The 25051-nt window shown below is 67.7% G+C and carries 19 protein-coding genes and 4 pseudogenes; 10 read left to right on the forward strand and 13 right to left on the reverse strand.

From position 1 onward, the window contains the following. Positions 1-467: 467 nt before the first annotated feature. The 3 genes and pseudogenes from AB0I10_RS32160 to AB0I10_RS32170 form a co-directional block, all read right to left on the reverse strand. On the reverse strand, positions 468-2096 hold the full coding sequence (locus tag AB0I10_RS32160) for an AMP-binding protein (RefSeq protein ID WP_363156203.1): 1629 nt from the start codon (positions 2094-2096) through the stop codon (positions 468-470). An 848-nt stretch (positions 2097-2944) separates the two neighbouring features. Next, positions 2945-3080, reverse strand: a pseudogene (locus AB0I10_RS32165) (undecaprenyl-diphosphate phosphatase); the annotation flags it as partial. Positions 3081-3306: 226 nt separating this feature from the next. Beyond that, a complete protein-coding gene (locus AB0I10_RS32170; RefSeq protein WP_363156204.1) occupies positions 3307-3447 on the reverse strand; it encodes a hypothetical protein in 141 nt (46 codons plus the stop codon). Between the two features lie 134 nt (positions 3448-3581). Between AB0I10_RS32170 and AB0I10_RS32175 the strand changes: the two genes are divergently transcribed. Together AB0I10_RS32175 and AB0I10_RS32180 are read left to right on the forward strand one after the other, a co-directional pair. Beyond that, complete coding sequence (locus tag AB0I10_RS32175) at positions 3582-5270, forward strand: carbamoyltransferase C-terminal domain-containing protein (RefSeq protein ID WP_363156205.1); 1689 nt, start codon at positions 3582-3584, stop codon at positions 5268-5270. A gap of 62 nt (positions 5271-5332) precedes the next feature. After that, positions 5333-6238 carry a phosphotransferase gene (locus tag AB0I10_RS32180; protein WP_363156206.1) on the forward strand — a complete coding sequence of 302 codons (906 nt, stop codon included), beginning with the start codon at positions 5333-5335 and terminating at the stop codon, positions 6236-6238. Here AB0I10_RS32180 and AB0I10_RS32185 read toward each other — a convergent pair. Continuing rightward, complete coding sequence (locus AB0I10_RS32185; RefSeq protein ID WP_363156207.1) at positions 6210-7160, reverse strand: galactosyltransferase-related protein; 951 nt, start codon at positions 7158-7160, stop codon at positions 6210-6212. The genes AB0I10_RS32180 and AB0I10_RS32185 overlap by 29 nt on opposite strands. Before the next feature lies 1 nt (position 7161). Then, complete coding sequence (locus AB0I10_RS32190; RefSeq protein WP_363156208.1) at positions 7162-8241, reverse strand: hypothetical protein; 1080 nt, start codon at positions 8239-8241, stop codon at positions 7162-7164. A gap of 497 nt (positions 8242-8738) precedes the next feature. On the opposite strand from AB0I10_RS32190, the pseudogene AB0I10_RS32195 reads away from it, so the two are divergent. Next, a pseudogene (locus AB0I10_RS32195) lies at positions 8739-9695 on the forward strand (N,N-dimethylformamidase beta subunit family domain-containing protein). A 51-nt stretch (positions 9696-9746) separates the two neighbouring features. Here AB0I10_RS32195 and AB0I10_RS32200 read toward each other — a convergent pair. The 5 genes and pseudogenes from AB0I10_RS32200 to AB0I10_RS32220 form a co-directional block, all read right to left on the reverse strand. Continuing rightward, positions 9747-10379 (reverse strand): N-acetyltransferase, encoded by a 633-nt coding sequence (locus AB0I10_RS32200; protein ID WP_363156209.1) that lies wholly within the window; start codon positions 10377-10379, stop codon positions 9747-9749. Between the two features lie 73 nt (positions 10380-10452). Next, the gene (locus AB0I10_RS32205; protein ID WP_363156210.1) at positions 10453-11295 is read right to left on the reverse strand and encodes a class I SAM-dependent methyltransferase; all 843 of its coding nucleotides are present in this window, start codon (positions 11293-11295) and stop codon (positions 10453-10455) included. Positions 11296-11377: 82 nt separating this feature from the next. Next, positions 11378-11680, reverse strand: a complete 303-nt coding sequence (locus AB0I10_RS32210; protein ID WP_363156211.1) for an HAD hydrolase-like protein — start codon at positions 11678-11680, stop codon at positions 11378-11380. Next, positions 11677-12258 (reverse strand): hypothetical protein, encoded by a 582-nt coding sequence (locus AB0I10_RS32215; protein WP_363156212.1) that lies wholly within the window; start codon positions 12256-12258, stop codon positions 11677-11679. The genes AB0I10_RS32210 and AB0I10_RS32215 overlap by 4 nt, the downstream gene beginning before the upstream one ends. Before the next feature lie 62 nt (positions 12259-12320). Continuing rightward, positions 12321-12762 (reverse strand): annotated as a pseudogene (locus AB0I10_RS32220) (glycosyltransferase); the annotation flags it as partial. Between the two features lie 216 nt (positions 12763-12978). Between AB0I10_RS32220 and AB0I10_RS32225 the strand changes: the two are divergent. From AB0I10_RS32225 to AB0I10_RS32245, 5 genes and pseudogenes are all read left to right on the forward strand, one after another. Next, a pseudogene (locus tag AB0I10_RS32225) lies at positions 12979-13932 on the forward strand (aldo/keto reductase). Positions 13933-14633: 701 nt separating this feature from the next. Continuing rightward, positions 14634-15596: a serine/threonine protein kinase gene (locus AB0I10_RS32230; protein WP_363156213.1), complete on the forward strand. Its 963-nt coding sequence runs from the start codon at positions 14634-14636 to the stop codon at positions 15594-15596. Between the two features lie 3 nt (positions 15597-15599). Then, positions 15600-16376, forward strand: coding sequence for an HAD family hydrolase (locus tag AB0I10_RS32235; protein WP_363156214.1), 777 nt, complete (start codon positions 15600-15602; stop codon positions 16374-16376). 169 nt (positions 16377-16545) lie between these two features. Next, positions 16546-16725, forward strand: coding sequence for a methyltransferase domain-containing protein (locus tag AB0I10_RS32240; RefSeq protein WP_363156215.1), 180 nt, complete (start codon positions 16546-16548; stop codon positions 16723-16725). 102 nt (positions 16726-16827) lie between these two features. Next, entirely contained in the window at positions 16828-17610 is a 783-nt protein-coding gene (locus AB0I10_RS32245; RefSeq protein ID WP_363156216.1) for an N-acetyltransferase, read from the forward strand. Between the two features lie 32 nt (positions 17611-17642). On the opposite strand, the gene AB0I10_RS32250 is transcribed toward AB0I10_RS32245, so the two are convergent. Next, positions 17643-19472: a hypothetical protein gene (locus tag AB0I10_RS32250; protein WP_363156217.1), complete on the reverse strand. Its 1830-nt coding sequence runs from the start codon at positions 19470-19472 to the stop codon at positions 17643-17645. A 470-nt stretch (positions 19473-19942) separates the two neighbouring features. Continuing rightward, positions 19943-20905 carry a glycosyltransferase family 2 protein gene (locus AB0I10_RS32255; RefSeq protein ID WP_363156218.1) on the reverse strand — a complete coding sequence of 321 codons (963 nt, stop codon included), beginning with the start codon at positions 20903-20905 and terminating at the stop codon, positions 19943-19945. 339 nt (positions 20906-21244) lie between these two features. Here AB0I10_RS32255 and AB0I10_RS32260 point away from each other — a divergent pair, with 339 nt between their 5' ends. Both AB0I10_RS32260 and AB0I10_RS32265 read left to right on the forward strand, forming a co-directional pair. Continuing rightward, complete coding sequence (locus AB0I10_RS32260; RefSeq protein WP_363156225.1) at positions 21245-22180, forward strand: hypothetical protein; 936 nt, start codon at positions 21245-21247, stop codon at positions 22178-22180. A gap of 83 nt (positions 22181-22263) precedes the next feature. Then, positions 22264-22659 carry a phosphotransferase gene (locus tag AB0I10_RS32265; RefSeq protein WP_363156224.1) on the forward strand — a complete coding sequence of 132 codons (396 nt, stop codon included), beginning with the start codon at positions 22264-22266 and terminating at the stop codon, positions 22657-22659. Between the two features lie 346 nt (positions 22660-23005). On the opposite strand, the gene AB0I10_RS32270 is transcribed toward AB0I10_RS32265, so the two are convergent. After that, entirely contained in the window at positions 23006-24016 is a 1011-nt protein-coding gene (locus tag AB0I10_RS32270) for a hypothetical protein (protein ID WP_363156219.1), read from the reverse strand. Positions 24017-25051: the final 1035 nt, after the last annotated feature.

The raw sequence follows: 25051 nt of genomic DNA on the forward strand, positions 1-25051 counted from the left end.
GGCTGCACTGGTACAACTACCACCGACCCCACACCGGCATCCACGGCCTCACGCCAGCCAGCCGCGTCACCAACCTGTCCGGACAACACACCTAGCGCCCCCAGCACTACCGCGCTCAAGCGAAAGGCCACTCCCATGCCGACCGATCCCCTGCCCCACCTGGCTGAGGACTTCGATGGCCCTGCTGGCGGGCGCCCGCCGAACACCTCCACGCCGCCTACCACGCAGCCCCGCACCCAGGCTCCGGCCGCCTCCTACCCGACGCCCTCGGTGACGAGATCGAGGCCGGGAAGCTCCAGCTCGGACGTAGCCCCTGTGGCCTCCCGACAGGGCACCCAGAGGACAGCGGCGCCGCACTTCCGCCCTTTCACAGGGGAAAGGGCGGCCGGACGAGGTGCGCCACAAAGCCCCTGTCTTCTCGCCGCACTTGACCGCGCATCGGCCGGGGTGATCCACAACAACGGAGCCTACGGCGTGGCCAAGGCCCCGCTCGTCCACGCGGCGCGCAGCGCTTTCTTGTCCACCTTGCCGACCTTGGTCGTCGGCAGCTGGTCCAGCAGCACCGTCTTCCGGGGCGTGTACAACTCTCCCAACTCGGCGGTCACCGCAGCGCCGACCGCCTCCGGGTCGACGTCAGCGCCGCCCTCGGCCGTGGCCAGGAAGATGTGTACGGCCTCCCCGTACTCGTCGTCCGGCACACCCAGCGCCGCCGCGTTGCGCACACCGGGCAGCGTGAGCAGGAAATCCTCCAGGACCCGGGAGTAGACGTTGTCGCTGGTGCGGCCGGTGACGATGATGTCCTTGGCCCGGTCGACGAGATAGAGGTACCCCTCGCCGTCGAGATAGCCCATGTCCCCGGTGCGCAGCCAGCCGTCGTGCAGCGCCGCCGCGGTGCGCTCCGGGTCCTCGTAGTAGCCGAGCATCACCGTCTCGCCGCGGACGCACACCTCACCGACCTGGCGGATGGGCAGCGCCTCCGTGCTGTCTTCGGCACGGATCTCGATCTCGACGTCGGATATCGCGCGACCGCAGCTGCGCCAGAGGTCGGGCCGCCGGGCTGCCTCCGAGGCGAGGTCGTCCGCACCGAACGCGGTGATACCGAGCGCCTCCGACTGCCCGTAGCCCTGGCTGAGCACGGGCCCGAACACCTCGACCGCCTGCTGCAGCCGACTGGGCGACGTGGCCGCGCCGCCGACGACGATCCGCCGCAGCGCGGGCAGGGCGCCCGGCTCGCACTCCGGGTGGTCGAGAACCGCGTACAGCATGGGTGGTACGAACATGGTGGCGGTGATCCGCTCCTCGCGCAGTACCGTCAGCGCCGCGCCCGCTTCGAACTCGGGCAGCACGACGAGGACGGATCCCGTCACCAGAGCCTGAAGCGATGTGAGGTGGCCGCTGCCGTGCGTGAGCAGCGTGGCGGCGAGCACCCTGTCCGTGCCTGGGTTCATGGTCGGGAAGAACGCGGAGCCGGAGTCCTGCGGGGCGTCTTCCACCAGGTCCACCAGCACGTTGTAAAGCCGGTGGCTGTGCGCGGCCAGCTTGGGGCGGCCCAGGGTTCCACCGGTGTAGAGGACGGTGACGGCTTCATCCGCTCCCGGGGCTGGCACGCCGTCGGGTCGCACGGCCGGGCACTCGGCCGCCAGCGCCAGTAGGTCCGGGCACCGCTGCTCACAGGGCCCGAGGCTGAGCAGTACGGGGGCGTGGACGCTGCGGCCGGCCGCGTCGGCGGCCCGTTGCGCGAAGAGCGGGTCGGTGACCACGGCGCGCGCCCGGGACTGCTCGACCAGCGCGGCGAGCTCGCCGGGCCCCGGCTCGGGCGGCAGGAACACGACGCGGCAGCCGATGAGATGGACGGCGAGCTGCACCAGGACGGAGTCCACGCGGTTGGCCAGGAACAGCCCCACTCCATCGCCGGGCGCGAGCCCCTGCCCGCGCAGCGCATGCCCCAACCTGAACAGCCGCCGCCGAGCCTCCCCCCTAGTCAGCCGCTGCGCCCCCTGGACGAGCGCCTCGGCGTCCTCGTCCTTGTACCAGTGCTCCAGAATGCGGTCCACGTACGTCCGCGGCTCGGATGTTTCCTGTGCGTTAACAATCACCGACACATCCAAACATGCCGCTCAAAAGCCGTGGCCTTAGGGAGCCACCTTCGGCCATCAGCTGGCGGAGTACCATGCCCAGCCCATGCCTTGATGGAAATTCGGTATTTGCAGGTCAGTTGAGCGCTTGAGAGAGCGCACGGAACGCCCGTCATCATGGCGGGGAAACGCTCCCCGTGGTGTGGCCCAGCAGGCCCTTGCACGCAGACCGACGGGCCGACAGCAAGGTCGGCCCGACGCGCCGCGCGAACCACAGGCCGCTGCCCCGCGGGGGTGTGGAGCTCACCCATGACCAGCCGCTCTATGGACGGCGCCGCTTCCCTTCGGTCGCGGCTGCTCCCCGCCCCCGCGGGGCTCCTAGCCTTCGACCGTCCTCGGCATGATTCACATGCCGACGACGGGTCGACGCCAAGCCAGCAGCCGGGGCCACATGGCGAACTGGACAAGGGAACGGCACGTAACGCCACGTGGCTGCTGACCAGTTGCAGGTTTTGATCTTGGGGAACGGCTGCGGCGCTCTCCCATGGAAGCCTGGAGCCGTCCACAAAGGGACCGAGTCGGCTGCGATCCTGCGCGGGAGGGGCAGCCATCACCACGTGGCGAAGTCCTCGACCGATTCGCGCGGTCGAGGACTTCGGCCAAGGTTCGGTTCTTGACCGGCCAATCCAGTGGGGCTGCCGGGAAGTCCTGGCTCAGTTCGACCGCGGCCGCCTTACGGCAGCGCCGGCGCCGATTCGGCGATGAGTGGCGTGATCCGTGGGGTATGGGTCTCGAACACACCTCTCGCGCACGGTGTCTGTTGCGCCGATGGCCTCCCTCGGTTCGGAAGCCCAGCACCGGTCAGTGCCGGGGATACCCAGGAAGAACGAGAGGCGGGTGGCCGCCAGGCGGTCCAGGCCCCGGATGAGGGCGGTGGACGTGGTGGCGCCGGAGCAAGGAGAAGCCGGGAAAGAGCGGTGCGAGGAGGTGCGAGGGGCAGACGAGAGCGGGCTGGTCCTCTTCACCGGTCTGCTCGGCCGCAAGGGCGGCGACGCCATGTTTTACCCTGAGCCACCCGTGGGAGACAACATTGCGGCACGGCTCCAACACTGGCAGTGATGCGGTGAGTTGACCCAGCGAGGCACCGGCAGATGCGCTCGGAACCATCCGACGATCAAGGAGCCTGAGTGACCACGTCCATCCGGGAAGCGATGCGAACAGTGGGCAACGGCTACTCCGGGACGGTGAGCTCCTTCGCCGCGCACGCAGCAAGGGACTTGTGCCGGATCACCTTCAGTGCAACGACGCCGTCCATGTTCCGGGAGATCGCGTCGATGGTGATCCGCGGCTTCCGGCCCGGAGTATCCCTCACCCCGACCTACATCCCGCACCACGCCGACTTCATCTCCCGGTTGGAGGACCGTGAACGGACTCACGGACTGACCTCGTCTCCATCCGCTCCATCCCGCACCAGCCGTCATACTCAACGGATTTCTTGGAGGTGCCATGATCGTTCTCGGCCTCGTAGGGCGGCCCGACGTCCCGCAGTGCCACGATGCGGCAGCGTGTCTCGTGATCGACGGCAAGGTGGTCGGCGCGCTGGAGCAGGAGCGCGTCAGCCGACGCCGGCATGCCCGGGGTGAGGGCCCGGAGGACGCCGTACGGGCCCTGCTCGACGCCCACGGGGTGCACCCGTCCGAGGTCGACGCCATCGGCTACGCGTGGGCGGACGCGCCCGAGGGCGCGCTGATGCCGGAGACCGACATCCCCTGCGGGGTGCACGTCAGCGACCGGTTAACCGCCACCATTCTGCCGACCCTGGCCGACAAGCTCGGCACGCAGGACATCATCTTCTTCGACCACCACCTGTGCCACGCGGCACAGGCGTACTACCTGAACCCGTACCCGACGGCGGACGTGCTGGTCGCCGACGGGTGGGGAGGTGACGGGTCGACGTCGCTGTTCCACGTCGACAACGGCCGCTTCCGCCTGCTGGAACGCTACGACAAGTGCTGGTCGTTAGGGATGATGTACGGCGCCGCCTCGGCATACGCCCGGCTCGGCTGGTGGGGTGCGGGCAAGCTGATGGGCCTCAGTTCCTACGGGCGCACCAGTGACCTGCGCTTCATGACGTTCGACCCCCAGGACGCGTCCTTCCGGCTCGACGGGCGGCTGCGTGGCTCGCTGACCACCGCACGCGACTGGAACCGGCTGGGCAGTCAGTGGCTGGAGACATATGAGACCAGCGTCTTCCCGTTCACCCCTTCTTCGGCGAACGCCTTCGACTACGCCCCGTTCGCCGCCGATGTGCAGGCCACTGTGGAAGAGCTGGGCCTGGCGATCACCCAGCGGCTCCGCCGGCTCTCCGGCGAGGACACCCTGCTGCTCTCGGGTGGCGTCGCACTGAACGCCCATATGAACCGGCGGATCGCCCTGGAAAGCGGCTACGCGCAGGTCTCCGGCACCGTCGCGCCCAACGATGGCGGGACGGTGTTCGGCGCGGCAATGCTCGCCGAGGCGCTGCTCGGCAAGGCGCCTCGGCCGCTGTCCGCCGACGAGCCACCGCCGATCTTCTTCGGGCCGCCGGTCTCCACCCGGGTGATCGAGGAGTCGTTGGCCCGGCAGGGCGTCACGGCCCGCGCGTTGGACCCTGAGCAACTGCGCAAGCACACGGCGGAGTCCCTGAGCCGTGGCGAGGTCGTGGCCTGGTTCGACGGCCGCAGCGAGTTCGGGCCGCGGGCGCTGGGCGCGCGCAGCCTCCTGGCGTCGCCCAGGGAGAGGTCCGCGCTGGACCGGCTGAACAGGGTCAAGGGCCGTGAGGCGTGGCGTCCCGCCGCGCTCTCGCTCACAGCGGACGGCTTCCGCCGCCTCGGCATGGAGCCGCCGGTGAACGGCCTCAGCGACTACATGCTCTGCATGCACACAGTTGGCGATGCGGAGGCTCCGCAGGCGGTCGCCGGCGTGCATGTGGACCGCACCACCCGAGGGCAGTACGTACCGGACGACGACAACGGCTTCGGTGCGCTGCTCGCGGCGGTGGGGGACGAGGCGGGGCTGCCCGCGGTCATCAACACCTCGCTCAACACCAAGGGGGAACCCATGGTGCTGAATCCCGATCAGGCCGTTGGGCTGCTGACCGCGTCGCAGGACATCGACCAGCTGATCATGCCACCGTATGTGGTGGCCAGGTCCTGACAGATCCTGAGAGGTCCTGATAGGAGTCCTGATATCTCCTAGGTCCTGACAAGGAGAAGCCGTTGATTACACTCTCGCAGGCCGAGCGCCTCGGCGATGTGCTCGGCCTGCGCCTGACGCGGTTCTCCGCCACACCCGATGGCCAGGGCCGGACCTTCTTCGCCTCGACGCTGGACGCGGAGCCGGTGATGCTCAAGTGGTTCGGCGCGGACGAGGGCCCCCTGCCTCCTGCGCTGGACTACGCCGAGACGCTGCGCCGCCGCGGTTACCCAACCGCGCGGACGATCGCACACGGCCCTGTGCCGTGGGGGCACCTCCCAGCCGTAGCCGGGGGAGGGTATGTGGTCGTCCAGGAGCAGCTGTCCGGCAATCCCGCCTGGCACGGGCTGACGTCGTCCCTGCTGGAGGAGGTGCTGGCCGCCGTCGAGATCCAGGCCGGAGCCGCGTCCGGGACGGCTCCGGCCCCCGGCCGGGACGGGGCGGCCTTGCTGACCGGCGTGGTCCGCCACGACAGCCGGGGCTGGTGGCGGGCCGCGCGGCACAGCGGAGAGGAGATCGACGAGCTCTACACCGGACTGGGCGTGTGGGTCCGGGCGGTGCCACCGCCCGGACCCCGGCACGACCTGGTGCACTTCGATCTCGGCTTCTCCAACATTCTCGTGGACGGGGACCGGCTGACCGGAATCGTCGACCTGGACCAGCTCACGGCTGGTGACCGCTCCGTCGATCTTGTCTCGCTCGCCTTCCACTTCGAGCGTTTGCACCGGCTCGGTGGTTGGCTGCCCGCCCCGGATACGGTCGGCAGGCTCACCGAGCGTGCGCTGCGGATCTCCGGCCGGTCCTGGTGGCGGCATGCGGTCGCCTACTACGCCCTGTTCCAGCTGAACTGTTTGTGGCCGCCCGACAAGGCCGTGCGGCTGGCCGCCACAGCCGGCATCGTCAGGCGGATGATGGCTCACCCGGACTGAGGGGCCACGGAACACCGTCGGCGGCCGCGCGATCCTGCGCGATCATCGCGGCGGATCCCGCGGCGAGCCGTGCGGTGTGCAAGGCGTGGTTCGCCAACTGCTCCGAGGTTCCGAAGTACCGGGCCGGGTGTTCGAAATGCAGGCAGCTCAGGGAGCGGTCCAGCTGCCAGGCCCGGACGGTCGGGGTGACGGAGGACACCTTCACCAGCAGGTCGTCGTCCTCCGCGCCCCAGCCGTAGTACGCCTCGCAGTAGCCGCCCACCTCCAGGAAGAGCGTGCGCGCCAGCAGCAGGCTGCCCCAGTGGAACGGAGTCCGCCACTGGTAGTGCTCGTTGAGCGCCGGATCGATGGCAGCGGTGGGCGGCCAGATGTCCGGGGTGACGATCCCCAGCGCACTGTCACCGGGCGGCTGCCAGTGGATCCGCTCGTCCGGGTACGGGCGCAGGCAGCCGTCGGGTCCGGGCCGGACGAAGCAGAACGGACTTTCACCGGCCATGACCGGGGCGGCCGTCGGGTCCACCACCTGGTCCACCGCCGGCTGACCGGCCAGCGCCTGCGGTCCGCCGAGCAGCCGGTGCATCCACGGTTGTCCGAGCACCCGTCCGCGGGCGAGTGCGAGTGCCCGGGTCAGATAGTCGCGCCCGAGCGGTGCGAGATCGGCGTCGGACAGGTACAGCAGTGGTGAATGGGCCTGTGCCGCACCGGCGTTGCGGAGCAGCCCCGGAGCTCTGGCCTCGGCGGCGGCCCGCACCACACGGACCCGGCGGTCGGCGTCGAGGCTCTCCGCCACGGTCACCGGGATGTCGCCGGCGGTGGCCACCACCACTTCGCACGGCACGTCCTGAGCCAGCCAGGCCGCGGTGACCGCCGGCAGGAACCGCCGGCCGTGGTGATCGCCGTAGAGCGGGATGATCACGCTCACGTCAGGCATCGTGCGCTTCGCCTCCCAGCTTTGGCACCGGATGTGACGCCTCGTCGGTCCAGGCGCGGCCGCACCTGAGGCCGCTTCGGACATAGGTGTCGAGCAACTCGGCCTGGTCGGGGCGGACCGACTGCCGGGCCTCGGGCAGCAAGCCGGAGCCCCCCAGCGTGCCCACCGCGGCGTCCCGGATCCGCCGATCCAGGAGCTGGTCCGCTGCGGGGAGCGGCTGCACCGGCGAGCCGCGGCTGTGCCGTGCCGCCTGACGTCCGAGCAGTAGGCAGTGGATCCACAGCTCGTCGGCGAAGTGGTGGCCGAAGGTCCGGCCCACCTCGACGGCGACATCCGCGGGCCGGAGGTCGCGTACCAGCCGGTTCACTTGCTCCTCGGAACACCCCAGGTAGGGCAGGGCCGCCGTCCACCGGGCGTGGCCGCGTGTACCGATGACACCCTCCGGCCCCTCCACCCGTGCGTGGCCCTCTCCCTGGCGCATGTACGGCAAGCAGCCGGGCGGCTCCAGTACCCAGCCCGTCTCCAGAGCCGACGCGATACCCGGCTCCTGCAGGGGACACGCCGAGCGACGCACGCCATCCCAGTCGAAGCCGCAGATGCTGCCCGTATCGATGTGTTCCACGGGATTCGGTACGGCGGTCAGGCTCATCCGGCCGGTGCGCCGCAGATACGCCGACAGCACCTCGTCGTCGTGCCGGTCGGCACTCCCGCGGGCGTACCGGCGGAACTCCTCGGCCGTGGCGACGGGCAGGCAGACGGCCTGGGTGGGGGTGAACTCCTCGGGCACGCCGCGGACCCAGCCGGCGCCCACCAGGGCGGCGAGCCGTACGGCTGCTCCGTTCCGCGTGTTCCAAGCGGCATAGAAGGCGAGGGCGTCGTCCGGATGGCGCTGCACGGAGCGCCGGACCAGGTCGTGCAGGGAGGCCGGAGCCGCCACATCGTCCTGGAGCACCAGATGGTGCGTCGCTCCGGGAGTCACCGCCGCCCATGCGGCGAGTGCCGTGCGCAAGGCCGAGGGCGGCCCGTCGGGGTCCGGGTCGACAACCGCTGAGTCCAGGCCCAGCACGGGCACGGGGCAGTCTGCGCGGATGGGTCATGACGGCCGAGCTGATGCGGACGTCTGTCATCTGTCGCCATCCTTCCGCAGTCACGGCCGGGCCACGGCCGAGGCACGGAAACGGATGCTCGCAGAGTCCCTCACGATCGGACAGAGCGAAGGGGAGAGAACGAGCCAAACCCGGGTGTTTCTTTTGACCAGTTGTTCCCGAGGGTAAAGACCGTTCCAGCCCCAGCGTCGTCTCCTTGACCATGCCCGACGGATGCGGAACGGAGACTGAGCTTTGCCCGAGGTGAGTGTCGTCCTTCCGCTGTACGGGGAACACCGGGCACGAGACAGTCTGCTGACCGTGACGACGGCCTGGCTGGCTCAGGACGTGCCGTGCGAAGTGGTGGTGGCCACCGCCGGCGACATCCCGGTGACCGTGGCAGAGGACCTGGACGCCGACCGCCGGGTCCGTGTGGTGCGGGCCGCCGCCGAGGCCAGAGCTCCGGGGCTGCTCCGCAACGCCGGTGCGGCACAGGCTCGTTCACCACAAGGTCAGCATGCGCCGGCCGGGCGGCATCAACGACCTCGGCTACTGGGACGCGCCTTTCATCGGCTGGCTGGAACGGAACGGGTACGACGTCGAGTACTGCGGCGATCTCGACCTCCATGAGAATCCCGAGCTGCTCCACGACTACGACCTGCTGCTCAGTGTGGGGCACGACGAGTACTGGTCACAGGCCATGCGCACGCACGTAGAGACCTTTGTCCGAAGCGGTGGCAATGTAGCCTTCCTCAGTGCCAACACCTGCTGATGGCGGGTCCATCCGACCAACGGTGGCACCGCGTTCGTCTCGGACACCGACCACGAGATGAACGGCGCCCCTCCACATCCGACCGCCGCGGACCTGTGGTGGCGGCCCGCGCCCGGTGGCATCGGAGCGCCGGAGAACAGCCTGACCGGGGTCAGTTTCCGCAACGGCGGTGTATGGCCGGGCGACTGGCCCGGCGACCGTCCCTGCCCAGGGTTCACCGTTCAGCACGCCGATCACTGGGTGTACGAGGGCACGGGGCTGGCGGACGGCACCGGCGGTGGCACTCTCGATGTGTTCGGCGCCGGAGTGCCACTGATCGGGTACGAATGCGACGGCGCCGCCTTCACCTATGACGAGCACGGCGTCGCGCACGCACACGGCATGGACGGCACTCCGGATTCCTTCCTCATCCTGGGCATCGCCCTCCTCCACCCGCCGAACCGTGAGCCACACACCCTCCGGCCGGGGCACTGGGGCCACGAGCCGCGCGAAGAACGGATCACCAGCCCGCGCGCGGCCACCATGGGAGTCCACACCGCAGGCGGCACGGTGTTCACGGCGGCGACGACCGACTGGCCGAGGGCGGTGGGCCTGGGCCTCGATCCCGCCGTCGACCGGATCACCCGGAACGTCCTGGACCGGCTGAGGAACCGTCGGCCGGATGCGTGATCCACACGGCCGGCTCCCAGTACGTGCCGCGGTCGCGTGCACGGTCGATGGTCACGGGCGCCAGTCCGCCCGGGAAGACGTACTCGCCGTCGTCCGGGAAGGCCATGCCCGTCCAGCGCTCCCACTCGCCGACCGTATCGGTGATCCGCGACGACCGGTCCGAGGCGGCGGCGACGCCGCCCCGGCCTGCACCTGCGTGCGGACCCAGGGGTCGAAGGAGGAACCGTCGTCGCGGGTCCAGGCGGCGTAGCGTTCGATCGGGGCGAGCGGATAGCGCTCCTTCCACGTGGGCCGCACCGGTACGAGGACCGTGCCGAGCCCGGCGGAGCGCGCCGTCGCCGTCATCTGGTCCAGCAGCACCTTCGACAGCCCCTTGCTCTGATGGGCCGCCGCGACCTCGATCCCCAGGGCACACAGGGCGTCCGGGGACCGCCCCGCTTCCTGGTCCGCGAAGGCGCGCGCGATGGAGTCGTCCAGGCCGGGACCCAGCCCCTGGGCGGTGCCGCCCCAGGTACGGGGGAGGGGCCGGCCCGCGCCGAGGATCTCGTCGTGCGCGTCGTCGTACAGGACGAACTGGTATGCCGGAAAGTCCTCGAAGAGGCGGGTCCAGTAGCCGCAGTTGATGTCTCCGTGCAGGTTGTACTCCGGTACGACCCGGCGAACTGTTCGGGGATGCGGTCCCACAGCTCCGCTCGTTCCGAGTGACGTACCACCACCGGGGGCATCGGGCCGGACTCCTCTCTGTGCGGGGGCGGATTCAGGCAGGAACAGTCAGGCCCCAGACGATCATCAGCGGCAGGCCGTCCCAGGCGGCGCGGGCCGCGTCCGCGACGGACTCCTCGTAACCGCCCGGTGAGAGCCGCCCGTTGAAGAGGGGCTCGTGACAGCCGTTCACGGTCAGCCTCCCCTGCCGGAAGGCCGCCAGATAGCGGCTGGGCAGATGGACATGGTTGCGGACGAACGCCAGGCGGCCGGGCCCCTCGGCGAACAGGCACTGCCCCTGGAGTGAGACGACGAAGGGATGCAGGTCGGAGAGGATGATCCGCCCGCCCGGCCGTACCACACGGACCAGTTCGGCGATCCCCGTGCCCGGGTCCGGAAGATGCGTCAACGCCATGGAGCAGACGGCGAGGTCGACCGAGTCGTCCTCGAGGGGCAGGCTCTCCAGGCGCCCGACGCGGTAGTCGGCACCGGAAGCGTGGCCCCGGGCCTTCTCCAGCATCTGCGGTGACTGGTCCACCCCGATGGTGCGATGGCCGCGCGCGAGGAGCGCCCGTGTCTGCCGGCCGGTGCCGCAGGCGGCGTCCAGCGCGGTGCCTGGCGGGAGAGGGTCCAGGAGGGAATGGACCACCGGCTCCTCCACCTCGATGAACGAATTGGGGACGGAGTCGTAGATCGCGGACCAGGCCGCATAGCCCTCGGCGGCATCGAGCTCACGGACCGAGCCGCTGTTCCGCGGGGGTTCCTCGACAGCAGCGAATCGGCGGATGTCGTCCATGCGATCCCGCAGGAACTTCTCGTCCCCGTCGACGGCGTTGCGCAGCAGGGCCAGGCCCTGAATTCCCAGAACCAGCTCTCGCCCCCGGTATGCACGGCTCATACCAATACCCCTCTCCGATCAGCGGTCCGGTTTTCTCTGCCGGTCGCCGCACTACCCCGGCACCAGGGAAAAGCAAACCCGCTCACGAGGACGTGCGGCACCCCAGCAGCCCCATGAGCTCCCGCAGCCCCGCGATCCTCGCAGCACCCGGGGGAAGGGGCGGCGCGACACCGGTGACCGCGCGGTCCGGCCGCCACAGATGCACGGCCCGCATCCCCGCCGCCGGCGGACCCACCACGTCCGGCGCCCAGACGTCACCGACGAACACGACCTCATCCGCCCGCAGACCGCACCAGTCCAGCACCGCCCGGTAGGGCAGGGGGCGTGGCTTGCGCGCCCCTGCCCGGGCGGAGCTGACCGCCATCTCGGCCAGCCCCCCATTCACCGGGCGAGCTGTTCCTCCGTCGTCAGCTTGTTGAACACGTCCCAGAAGCCGGGCTTGTAGGAGGCGTCCGTCAGCCGGGGCTTGGGCGCGGCCTCCCAGCACATGTTCTCGTCGCCGTCGAAGAGCCGTTGCAGCACCGGCCGGTAGCAGAGGTGCTCGAACCAGCGGCTGCGGTACGACATGGTCGCTTCGAGTATCTCGTTGCCGACGGTCAGCAGCACATCCCGGGGCGGCATGCAGCCGAACATCGAGTCCTGCGCCCACTCGGGTGTGGAGACCTGCTGGTAAGTCGACCGGGCGGGGCGGTCCACCCGGATGCCCCGGCGCTCCAGCATCGCCGCGAAGTTGTCGAGCTGCTCCTCGGCCTCGGCCACCTTCTCGGGCGGCATCGGTCCGTACGCGCCCAGGGGAAAGCCGTCGTCGGGGTAGTCACGGCGCACCGCGGGCTCGGGCGCCTGGACCACGGTGCCTTCGGCCCGGCCGAGGATGACATGCCGCAGCGGGTCCCAGCCGTTCCAGGAGTTGACCCGTACGGGGCGCTCGGACCCCTGCGCCGTGGACGTGCTGTGCTCGGTCACGCACTCACCCTTCGATAGGGACGTGGGAGACGCAGATGCCAACCTGCGGCAGCGGCTCATCGCTGCAGCATCGCCATGGACAGCGCGTGTCCGCCCCCGAGGAAGGTCGTGACATATCCGCGGCGCATCGGGTCCGAGGCGCGCAGGGGATAGCCTGCGCTGGGTGCGGCCACGTTCGTCGGCGATACGAAAGCTCACGATCCCCAACTGCGGTTCGTTCTTGTACAGTTCGACCACCCGGTCGAATACATCCTGGCTGATCAGCAGTCCGTCGTCGTCCAGGTCGATCACCAGGTCCACGTCGCCGAACTCCCGGAGCCGGGCCAGTGCCGCATTCCGGCCACCCGCGACGCCCTCGTTCTCGGCCAGCGCCACACCTGTGACCTTCTCGGGTAGGGGAGGGAGCGGTGTGCCGTTCGCGACAACCACGATTCTGGCGGCCGGAGTGTGCTGGGCGGCGACCGATTCCAACAGGGCGTTCAGTTCACGAGGGCGGTTTCCCATCGTCAGAACTGCTACGCCGATTCATAGTTGGGACACAGATGAACGCTCTGTTCCTTGGCTGACCTCGATGCTAAGGGTCTTGCCACGAACGGATTGACCGAGGGACGCCCGACCGTGAGAATTTCCGGGCAGAACCGCCGCGCCGCACGTCCCCGACAGGAGAGACGCGCTATGAAGCCCGAGTTCTACCACGCCGCCCCCGACCGCTATGACGGCATGCACTACGCACGCTGTGGCCGCAGCGGTGTGCTGCTGCCCAAGGTCTCGCTGGGCCTATGGCACAACTTCGGCGACACGACGCCACTGGAGACGCAGCGCGCCGTGCTGCGCCGTGCCTTCGATCTCGGCATCACCTATCTCGACCTGGCCAACAACTACGGCCCGCCCTACGGCAGCGCCGAAGCCAACTTCGGCCGGCTCTAAGCCCAGGACTTCCGTCCCTACCGGGATGAGCTGTTCATCGCCACCAAGGCCGGCTACGACATGTGGCCCGGGCCCTACGGCGAGTGGGGCTCCCGCAAGTACCTGCTGGCCAGCCTCGACCAGTCACTGGGCCGTACGGGCCTCGACCACGTCGACGTGTTCTACTCGCACCGCTTCGACCCCGACACCCCGCTGGAGGAGACCGTCGGCGCCCTCGACGCCGCCGTGCGTCAGGGCAAGGCCATCTACGCCGGCCTGTCCAACTACCCGCCGGACCAGATGATGCGCGCCGCCACGCTGCTGCGCGATCTGGGCACCCCGCTGCTGGTCAACCAGGACCGCTACAGCATGCTCGACCGCGGAATCGAACGCAGCGGACTGATCACCGCCTCCGCCTCCGCTGGGACCGGTGTCGTAGCGTTCTCGCCGCTCGCCCAGGGCCAGCTCACCGACCGCTACCTGAACGGCATCCCCGCCGACTCCCGGGCGGCCGTCGGGCACTTCCTCACGCCGGAGACCCTCACCGACGAGCGCATGACGCTCATCCGGGCGCTCGGCAAGCTCGCCGGCAACCGTGGCATCACCCTCGCCCAGCTCGCACTCGCCTGGATCCTGCGCGACCCGCGCATCACCTCCGTCCTCATCGGCGCCAGCAGCGTCGCCCAGCTGGAGCGGAACGTTGCGGTGCTGGACGTGCCACCGCTGGACGAAACGGAACTCGCCGAGATCGACGGCCTGCTGGGCTGAACGCTGAGGGTTACCGGGCCGACGCCCGGATGGCCTCGTAGGGTTCTGCCTGACTTCCGGTGGCGATGAAGCGTGACTGGCCTGCGGATGGCAGCCGCCTCATTCGTTTCTCAGAGTGCCTCCCATAGCGCCATCGAGTCCCCCACTGTTGCAGCAGGAAAAACGCCCGCTGGCTGCGACCATCACCAACTACGCACTTCTGCGGGGTCATTTCGCAATGACCAAATCCGCCCGCTACTTCCAGTGAGTAACCGGCCGCAGGCATCCATCTGGCGACTGCCTCACTCGTGGCCGACGGAGGCGCGAGGGTCGCTTTCACCCCGTTGCAGGTTGACGGGATCTCCCGTTGGAGGGCATGGCTACCGCCTGGCACAGACTCCGGAATCCCGATGACCCCGCGCCCCTTATCGCTACTTGATGGATACCGGCGTGCTTCGTGTGCCCCCCCCGTATGCAGCACCGCGCCTCTTCCCGGCGTCATCCCCCCAAGAGCACCATAGGGCGAAGAATGGTCTGCGTCCGGACGAAAGGTGTGTAAATTGACCCATCGTGTCAATTCATGGAACGGCTGGGATCCACTCCGCCACACCATCGTTGGCCGGGCCGACGGGACAGTGGTGCAAGCTCCCGAACCGGCCATTCAGCGTGATTTTCCCCAGGACGGCTTCCCCCTGGGAACTTATGGGCCGATCCCCGAGGAGATGACCGCCGAAGCCAACGAACAGCTCGACAACTTCGCGCGACTGCTGGAAAGTCATGGCGTACGGGTCGACCGCCCGGAACCCCTCGATTTCAGCCAGGCCGTGTCCACTCCGGACTGGCAACAGGACTCGATGTTCGGGTGTATGCCGCCGAGGGATGTGCTGATCACGGTCGGTCAGGAGATCCTGGAAGCGACGATGAGCTACCGCAGTCGGTGGTTCGAGTACCTGTGCTATCGGCCGATCCTCCAGTCCCTCTTCGACGCCGACTCGGCCATGCGCTGGGAGGCCGCCCCGAAGCCGCGGCTGACCGATCGCTCCTACAGGCCCGGCTTCTGGAACACCTACAACTCCATCACGACCGCCCAGATGCTGGAGCGGGTGCGGCAGAACGACCTGGTACTGACCGAGGCGGAGCCCCTGTTCGACGCGGCCGACATCGCGCGCTTCGGCAAGGATCTCTTCGTACAACTTTCGCTGGTGACCAATCGAAGCGGCCACGACTGGCTGCGACGGCACTTCCCCGACCATCGGGTGCACATGGTGACCTTCACCAACACACATCCCCTGCACATCGACTCGACCTGGGTCCCACTACGGCCGGGTCTGGTCCTGCACAACGGGGAGCGGCCGGCCGACTCGGAGCTGATCAAGTACTTCGAGATCAACGACTGGCAGGTCGTCGAAGCAGTGCCACCCGTCAGCTGGAAGCACCAGCAGCGGCTCTCCTTCTGCACCCCGTGGCTTGCGGTCAACATGCTCAATCTCGATCCCCACACAATCTTCGTGGAGGCGGACGAGGTAAGGCTCGCCGAGCAACTCTCGGGCTACGACTTCGAGGTGATCCCCGTGCCGTTCCGTGCGGTTGCGCCCTTCGGAGGCGGACTGCACTGCGCCACGGTCGACATCGAGCGCGATGGGGTGATGGAGGACTACTTCCCGCGCCGCTACGGTCGGTTCTGAGACGTGTCCCCGGCCGTCGACGCTGTCATCTTCGACTTCTTCGGCACCCTGACATACACGGTCGTTCACCCCGAGACCCATGCCGCCGTGTTCGCGCGGCATGGTCTGGCCGCCCACCATGCGGCCTGGGGCGACCAGTGGGCGGTCGGTCCGGCCGACGGCGAGGAGCACGCCGACCATTCGGGCAGCCGGGACGCCTATCGGCGCTGGGAACTGGACCGGCTACGAACCAGAGCCAGGGACTGCGGAGTGCCTGAAGACAAGATCGAGTTGTTGGTGGGCGACCTGGACCGGGTCCATGAACGGGCGGTCGGGGTCCGGTACGAGGAAGTGACCGAGGTCCTCGCCGAGTTGCGGCGTCGGCGCCTGATCCTGGCTGTGTGCTCGAACTGGGGCTGGGATCTGGAGGCCGCGCTGGCTGAAGTCGGCCTCGCGCACGCCTTCGACGTCGTGATCAGCTCAGCCCGGGCGGGGGCCCGCAAACCACATCCGCGGATCTACCGGACGCTGTTGACCGAGTGCGGGCTGCGGCCGGCACAGGCGCTGTTCGTCGGAGACAGCTGGCATGCCGACGTGGAGGGCCCCTTGGCGGCCGGAATGCGAGCGGTTCATCTGCGACGTACGGAACCGGCGGTGCGAGGGGCAGCCGATCCGCCGCCCTTGCCCGAGTCGGTGCGGCGGATCGCCGATCTACGCGAGCTGCCCGGCCTGGTGGACTCCGGCGACCTCGGCGGGGTACAGCGCGACCGGACCCGAGCCGGTCCAGAAGGTCGCGGGTGATCCGATCGGCTGTCGGATCGAGCCCCCGGCCCACCACGGTCGGCCAGTCGGTGGTCGTAGCGGCGGAGCAGCACACGGTAGTCGTCGAGCAACCGGGGATCTCGGTGCAGGTCGAGATCCCCGCAGTACTCGACCTCGTACCCGCGACGTTCGAGCCTAAGGCGATCCGATGCCCGGCATCGCGGTCGACTCCGCCTGTGGAACGGGGCGCCACTCGGCTGCCCTGACGGCGTACGGCTACCAAACGATCGGAGTGGACCAGTCGGCCGAGATATTGGAGGTGGCCAGGCAAGTCGCCCGGGACCGAATTCCGAGTAGGACGGCTGGAACAACTGCCTCTACTCGGTGAGCGATTACCTGACGGCCTTGCTGCGCACGGCCAGCCCGTCACGGGGCAAGGAATCCCCTATGCGATCGTCTGGGAACTGGAACGAGAAGGAGATATGCCGCGATGATCACCGTTACCTACCAGGACCGGCCAGATCTCTGGAAAAGGCTGACCAAGGCACTGGACGGAGTCTGGCCTGAATACAACATCCACGGTGACTCCGCCGACCTCTACTGGTCTCGATACTTCACGGAATTCCCTCGCTTTCAGATCATTCTCTACGATCAGGAGAAGGACCAGATTCTTGCCGCAGGACGAACCATCCCGGGCGCCTGGGATGTAACGGCCACAGGTCTGGGGAAGGGGTTCGACGAAGCCATCACGACTGCTTTCGCCGAAGCCGAAGCAGGTGTTGCCCCGAACGCGTTGTGCGCTCTTGGAATCGAAATTCCGCTACAACATCAAGGGAAAGGGCTCTCCCAGGTCATACTACGGGAAATGATCTCACTGGCCGCTTCGATCGGCGTCGGAAAAGTGATCGTACCGGTTCGCCCTACCTGGAAGGACCAGTACCCGCTGACACCAATCGACCGATACGCGCGGTGGCAGCGGGACGACGGAAAACCCTTCGACCCATGGATCAGAACGCATGTCAATCTCGGCGGCGTGGTGATGAGTTCCGTCACCCAGTCGTCACGGATCACCGGCACGGTCAAAGAATGGGAATCTTGGACCGGCATGCGGTTTCCGGACGATGGGAGCTACGTCTTTCCCGCGGGACTTGCCCCTCTCCAGATCGACCACGGGTGCGGGGGCGCGGGCGGGGGCCGCTACTGGGAGCCATGCGTGTGGATCGCGCATGATGTGCCGGAGGTCGACGGGTCCTCAGTCGACGGGTCCTCATAGGACGGTCGAGTGGGCAAGGCGGCCGACAGGGGTCAGCCGGCCGCCTCATAGGCCAGCCACTGGGCGAAGGCGTGAAGTCCCTGAGCCAACTTGGCGACTGCGGCTGCCGAGGACTCGACGCCGACGCCGATTGCCGGATGCGACGTGTCCGTCACGGTGGCCGGGGCGTCGATCCGTACCGGCCTGACGACCTGCGCCACCGCCTCCGCGATCTCCCGAAGCGTCATCCCCGGACCGGAGACGGATATCGGCGAGCGGCACTCCTCGGAGCGGTCAAGGACCTTCGACAGGGCCTCGACCAGTTCGGGGACTGCGACAGGCTGAACCCGCGTCCCGGGGTCGATGTCCAGCACGATCGGTCGGCCGATCAGAGACGCGGAGACCATGCGCCCGATCAACGAGTGCCGCGACACCCCGGGGCCGTACAGTTCGTCGAAGCGCAGCACCTCCTGGTGGTCATGAAGCGAATCGTCGCCTCCGAAGGGTGCGAAACGGATTTGTATCTGCGGCTGGGTCGCCACGCCGCCCGTTCGCCGCGCGGATGTGTCCGGCATCGAGCGGTCGGTCGCCGGATCGTGGCGGTCGGAGGGCAGCCGTGTCAGATCCACCAGGGCCTTGGCGGAGTTCGGCGCAACACTCGACTCGGGGGTGTTCAAGGCGATCCTGTGACCTCTGTCGCGCAGACCCTGGACGATGTACTCACCGAGCAGAGTGTCGCCGCCGGCCACAGCGATGAGGCCCGGCTTCTTTGCTCTGCGACGTGGCCGACCAGCGTCAGCATCCGCGATACCCGCGGCCTCCCCTTCACGGGCCACGTCGGCCAGTCTTCCCTGCAGTTCGTCGATCGATTGCTGGTCCATACGCTGGCTGACCCCTCCGGGTCCCACCGTGGCCAGCGCGAGGTCGCGGACGACCGGATCGACAGGACCCACCGAGCCCTCGCGGTGGGCGACACCTCGATGAACCAGGCCCAAGGTGTACGCGGTCAGCCAGGTATTCCAGGCCGCTTCCGGGTCCAAGCCACGATCGCTCCCGCATCTGCGGGGCCGGAGTCGGCCGACGGCTACGCCGAGCCCCGTGAGGTACTGCTCGCAGGTCAGATGCAGCCAGCGTGGTGGCACAGAGCCCGGCACCAGGACCGCGCACTGTGCCACGCCCTGCTTGAAGAACGGCACCGCCGGCGGTCTCGCCGCCACCCCGGAACGGGGAATTTCATCAGCTGCACCGGTCTTCGGGTCGTGGGCCAGGAAACACGCCGACTTCCGGGGGCCACGGAAAGTGTTCCCGACGAGGCTGGGGAGATCGCTGTGCTCAGCCAGGTTCGGCACGGCGACAAATGTACGTACCTGAGCGGCGCGCAGGTACCGGAACATCAGAATGTCATCGGGCCAGGTGTTGAGTCTGTCCTGCGCGTACGCCACGAAACCTGCTGCGACCGCCCGGGGAAGGATGAGCGCCGTAGTCGGCGTGTACTCGTTCACCGTACCCACCCACCGGGCTCCGGACAGGGCACCCAGGCGTACCCCACCACCGTTGCGCGAGTCCCAGAAGGAAAACAGGGCGAGCGCCGCGTCTGGCATTGCTGCCACAGCCCGCTGAGCGCGGTCGAACAAAGTGTCCGAAAGTTGCATGTCGTCCTGCACAACAAGATGGTGAGTGGCATCCGCCGGGATGGCCGACCAGGCTCGCAAGGCGGTCCGCAACGCGGACGGAGGTCCTTCCGGGAAAGAGTCCATGACCAACGACAGCGCACCGGGTGGAGCCGCAGTGACGATCTGCCGAGCGGAGTCCAGGCGGCTCGGATGGGACATCACCACACCGCTCAACCGGTAGCGATGGGAATTCTCGAAATCGCCGCTCATCATTCCACTCCCCACTCTCACCTGACGTGGCCCAGTCGACGGTAGAGACGTCAACGAATTAATCGCAAGGGGGGCACGGAGGCACTCTGCGGCGCGCCCGTCGAACTTCGGTGCGCCGACATCGCACCCTGTGCCGCTTATTCACGAAGAGACAGCCCTCAGATAACGCATCATGCCAATTATGCGTATGGCCGAAATGGCCCTTTCCTCGTTGAAGGGCGGGCCAGTGAAGGAGAAAATCAGCCTGCGCGTCCTGATCCCATCATTCACTGGGCGCACGGCCAGTCGGCGCACGGGCCCGAGCCGGCAGGGGTGATCCGCGGAATCCAAAGCGTGCGCTGCGTCGAGCATCTCGCGACAGGATGGTGCAGGCGTGGGTGAGCACCGTACCCCTCGGGTGACGGGACGTTCACGGCAGGTCGACTCCGCTACTCGAACATCTCCGTCGTCTCGCGCTGGGCACGAGTGGCTTACGGTTGAAGATCATCGGAGCAGCCGGAGGTCGCAGAAGGTGGCGGGGTCGAGGTCCAGGCGAGGTCCTGCGCGATCATGCTCTCCGGCCCCTTGGCACGCCGGGCGTTGTAGCGCGCGTTGTTAGCCAGATGCTCGGGCGTTCCGCGATGCGAGGCAGGGTGCTCGAAATGCAGGCAACGCCAGGAGGTGTCCGACTGCCATCCCCGGGTGAGCGGGGCTCGGGCAGCGACCTTGACCAGCAGGTCGGCGTCCTCGCCACCCCAGCCTGCGTACTGGAGGCAGTAGCCGCCGACCGCACGGAAGAGATCTCGTGTCAGCAGCATGGAACCCCAGTGGTAAGGGGCGCACCACTCTTGACGGTCGGCTGAGTTCCCGGTGGCTCCCTCGGAGGGGCGGTCGCAAGGGAACTCGCCCTCCCGGGGCAACCGGGCCCGCGGGGTCTCTCCCTGCACGTCACCGCTGGACGGGACCTTCCAAAGGATCTCTTCGCCGGGCCGGACGTGCAGCACACCGTCCGGTGCGACGGCTACGAAGCAACGGTTCTTCTGCTCGGGAGGCCGGCACTCCACCGCCGGCAGGGGCAGCGGGCCGTTGGTGAGCCGGTGCATCCAGGGCTGGGCCAGGACCCCTTTCCCCGCCAGGCGGAGTGCCCGGGTGAGATAGTCCCGGCCGAGTGGAGCGATGTCCGCGTCGGATAGGTACAACAACGGTGCGGAAGCCTGCTCCGCACCGACGTTGCGCAGCAGTCCGGGAGCCTGGTCGGCGGGGTCGGCCCGGATCACCCGTACACGGCGCTGACCGTCGATATCACTGGCAACGGTGACCGGAATATCTCCTGCCGTCACCAGCAGCACCTCGCACGCGACTTCTTGGGCCAGCCAGCTCTCCGTTACCTCCTTGAGCACGTGACGTGCCCGGTGTTCCCCGTAGAGCGGAATGATGACATTCACCTGGGTCATGTGCCTGCCCTTATATGTATGGCGCCACGACGGAGGGCGCTGACACATCCTTACCCTGTCAACCAGCCGGCGAAGAGGGCGAATTCGGATGCGTTTGAAGGGGGTGAGGATGCGACCGAAATCCTTCTGTCGATGCACCCTGTTCGGCGCCGCAGGAATATGCAACCATCGCAGTGTCACTTTCCCAAATGGAAAGGGAGCTGCCAGTTGACCGGAATTCGCCTCAGCTCGGCCGTCATGACCCACCCTCATCGGCTTACTCAGGCCCGTGGACTCGCGGCACGGCTGGGCCTGGATTCAGTGGTCGTCGATCCCGAACCGGACTCCTCACCCTCGGCAATGCGCACCGCCCAGGTCGCGTGGGACACCGTGACGCCGGGGGCCAGTCACCAGTTGGTACTCCAGGATGATGTGGACGCCCCGGACGATTTCCTGGATCTGGTCCGCCGCGCGGTTCTGCGTCATCCAGCCGAACCACTGGCTTTCTACGCCCACTGGAACTCCCGCAACGGCGCCGCCGTACGCCTCGCCGCCCTATCAGGAGCAAGCTGGGTCCGATGCCTGCCTGAAGAGTTCACTCCCACCCAGGCCATCTGCCTACCGGCCGACATGGCCGGGGCCTTCCGCCAGTACGCGAACCCCAGCACCGACCGGAGAGACGACGAGGTGCTGTCGAGCTACCTTCGGTGCATTCGCCGAATGAGCCTGGTGGCGGTGCCCAACCTGGTCGAGCACAGCGGAGCGGAAAGCCTCTGCGGGAATGACAGCGAAGGCGTGCGACGCTCACCCTGCCTGGTCACCAGCACCGGTGCGGTAGCCGCGCTGGGGCACGGATGGGTGCTCGAAGACACCGTTGGCCTTCCCTACATGCGTCGGGGCTGGGCACATGCCCGGGTGGCGGGACCTGACGGAATCCTTGGGGACCGCGGGCACACGGCATGGCAAGATGCCCTGCCCTACCTGGGACTTGACGCCGAACAGATGCAACGGCTCGTCCGGACCCACCGGCCAAGGGATCTGGCAGAGGCCGTAGAGCGATGGTTCGGCTCGCACTTCACGTCGGAATTCTGGATCTACTGCCTGCTCCTGGGACGCCAGGCTCGGCTGTTGACCCGACCCTCCATCCCTCCCTCACCGGAGGTCCGGGCAGCCGCACTCGCCACACTCGGCGTATCGAGCCTGCCGCCGCTGGAGCGCACCCGGCTGACGCCGGACCAAGGAGCACTGCTCTTGGAATTCACCCGAAGCGGACTACGGGGAGCCCGATATGCCTGAGGTCAGCGTTCTCATCCCGCTCTACGGCAACCACCGAGGCCGCGAGCGATCGCGCGTGGATAGTCGGCCGCTCCGACGAACTCCTGGATGCCTACGCACATCTCGAATTTCCCCTCGGCCAAGGATTGGTGCACGGCGACGCCTACCCGGGAAATACTCTCTGGGACGGCACCGCCGCCAGGCTCAGTGACTGGGACGAAGCGGCGATCGGCCCCCGGGAGGCCGACGTCGCCAACACCTTCCAGGGCGTCCGATGCGGTCGCACCACAGCCCAGCTGCGGTCCTTCTCCGACGCATACGGCTACGACCTCACCGACTGGCCAGGGCTCTCTGTGCTCACCGAGCTACGGGACCTCCACACGCTCGGTTCCTTCATCCGCCGCGCCGACCTGGGCGACCTTGAGGCAGCTGCCCAGCTCGCCTTCCGACTGGACTCGCTGAAACGCGGCGACCGTACGAAGAGCTGGGCCATCCACTGACCTCTGCGCCGGCAAGGGCTGGCACAACTCACTCGCCGCCCTACTTCGCCTGCTCGCCTGCCTGCCACTGCCCGCACGCCCCGCCAAGCGGCGCCGCATTGCGAAGCCAGCCTCCAACGCTGTCCGGCCAGAGACCGTCGTCAACCGCTGGACCACGACATGTGTCACTCGTGTGGCAGCTTCGCTGGCCGCCCGGCCGGTCAAAATTCGTCCTACTGCAGCACCTGGTACGAGCGACTGTGGCCCGGTGTGTGGGTGACCCAGGCCCGCTGAGAAGGTGTGGAATCCTCCGCGGACAGGCACCCCGCTGACGCGGACCGGTCGTGTGTCGCTCGATGAGGTTGACTCAGGCGAGCTCGACACCCACACGGTGCAGATAGCTGAAATCTTTCCCCTCGCCGAAGCGACCTGCGCCGCGGATTTCCCGCGTACCGAGATTGAGGGCCAAGCCGTTCACGGTGCCAAGCACCCAGCCCAGGTCCGGAGCGAGGAGCGAGCCTGCGGCGGCCGCAGTCACGGCGACGGTGACCATGATGGATCGTTGAATCCAGGCGAATCGGGTGCTGCGGACGACCCGGTGGTAGTCCTCTGTCGCCTCGGAGATCTCGGCTCGAAGATGTGCGAGCACGTCGGCCGGGTGCTCGTAGTCGCGACGCAGGTTGCCAAGCATCGTGTGGATGCATCGCATGAGTCGCTGACGCTCGTCGTCGTACTTCTCACGGAAGGCGATGACGTCCGCAATCGGGGTCGAGGGAGCGGGCAGCGGTAGCAGCCTGCCGATCTCGACCTCCCAAGCAGGCCGCCGCCCATAGGCGTACGGACGAGTTGGGAGCGGGCCCCTGGGGTGACGCAACGCCAAGTAGTGTGCGTTCGAGTCATCCGTACACGGGATCTTCGAGTGCGACCTCGCATCGGCCGCGAGTTCTCGCGCGACAACACCGACCACGACTTGCGAGACAGCACGCGGGACCAGCATGTACGCATGATTGTCGGGGGTCGTGAGTTGCGGACCAGCGAAGCCGAGTCGCTGCAGCTCGTACCGCAGCCAACCGGTGATTTTGGTTCCCCAGAGCACGGTGTCACGAACGTTCAGCCCGGGAGTGATTGCCCTACGTTCCACCAGTCCGACCAGCTCTTCGCGCAGGGCTTGCGCGGCAGGGGAGTTGGACCACAGGAGCTCCACGCCCAAATATTCAGGCTTGTAGAGGCCACGAGCCTGAAGGTCGGTCAGCACCGGCGGAATGACCAGTTGCCGAAGGCTGTCGTCGGCCGGCACCACGGTCGCAAGACCATCCCAGTACAGAAGCGCCTGGTGTATGAGCTCGGTCGGCGGCTCGATCCGCGGGTAGTAGAGCATGACTGGCACTTCGGCCCCCTGGCACGAGGTATCCACTTGTCGGTCAGACCCCGGGTGCCACCCCGCCCGGCGGGATGTGGTCCCGCCGGGCGGTGATCAGGCCCGTGGTGGCCCGGACTCATAACCCTGCCCCACCGTTCGCTGCGGGGCACCGCTTTCCTGATTCCAGGCTGCCAGTTGGTTCGCCGCTCGTTAACGCTCACCCAGCACCCAGCTCCTGACCGAACCCTCCCTCGGACAACACCGAGATCAGCCCCTCCATCGTCCCGCCGGTCAGGGACGCCTTCTACGCCATCAGCAAGGGGATTCCACGCAGCTTCGGAAGCCAGCTGCGGCAGAGCGCTGGCAGATCACTCGGTTGCCATCAGCGACGTTCCAGCCAGCGATAGCACCACAGCTGTTGCATTAGTTAGAGGTCAATCACCAGTGGCTGAGCTGCACAAGCCGAAGGCTCAAACCACCACTACAGCCTCGCTCCCCCAGAGAAGTCGGGGAAGGAATAAAGCATCACCCAGAGATTGCGTCACATGTTCGAATTATGGTGCAGCACACGCACGGGTGAATGTGGTGTTCAGTTGTGACTGAGCGCTCCAGTGTGACTGAGTGCTTGAGTTGGCGGATGAGTGCTTGAGTTGGCGGATGAGCGTTTCAATTGGCGAGGAGATCCTCATCAATGCAGGTGGCGAGCCTGGAGGCGTACTCGCTCAGTGCAGTGGCCAGCAGTGAGTGGATGACGCTGGCTCGTTCGTGGTCTTGGCGGCCTGGGGAGCTGTGAGGGTTTGGGAAGCCAGTGCGATCAAGGCCGCGCTGGTGGCAGCCTCCGGCGGCGGGCTGTCGAGCGCGTGAATGGTGATGGCCAGCCGTCCGTTTTGTCTGCGGATGCTCACCGCCTGGAGACGGTTGTCGAAATGGGTGGCGATGGCGTCGAGTTGACGTGAGAGGGCGTTACCCGGCGAAGCCGTCGCTCCGGAGAAGAACCCAGGTACTACCACCCGCGTGGGTGAGGGGGTGCCCGTACTCCACCCCCTCACGGTC

The sequence above is a fragment of the Streptomyces sp. NPDC050636 genome, assembly GCF_040654775.1.
In the GTDB taxonomy this organism is placed as follows: Bacteria; Actinomycetota; Actinomycetes; order Streptomycetales; family Streptomycetaceae; genus Streptomyces.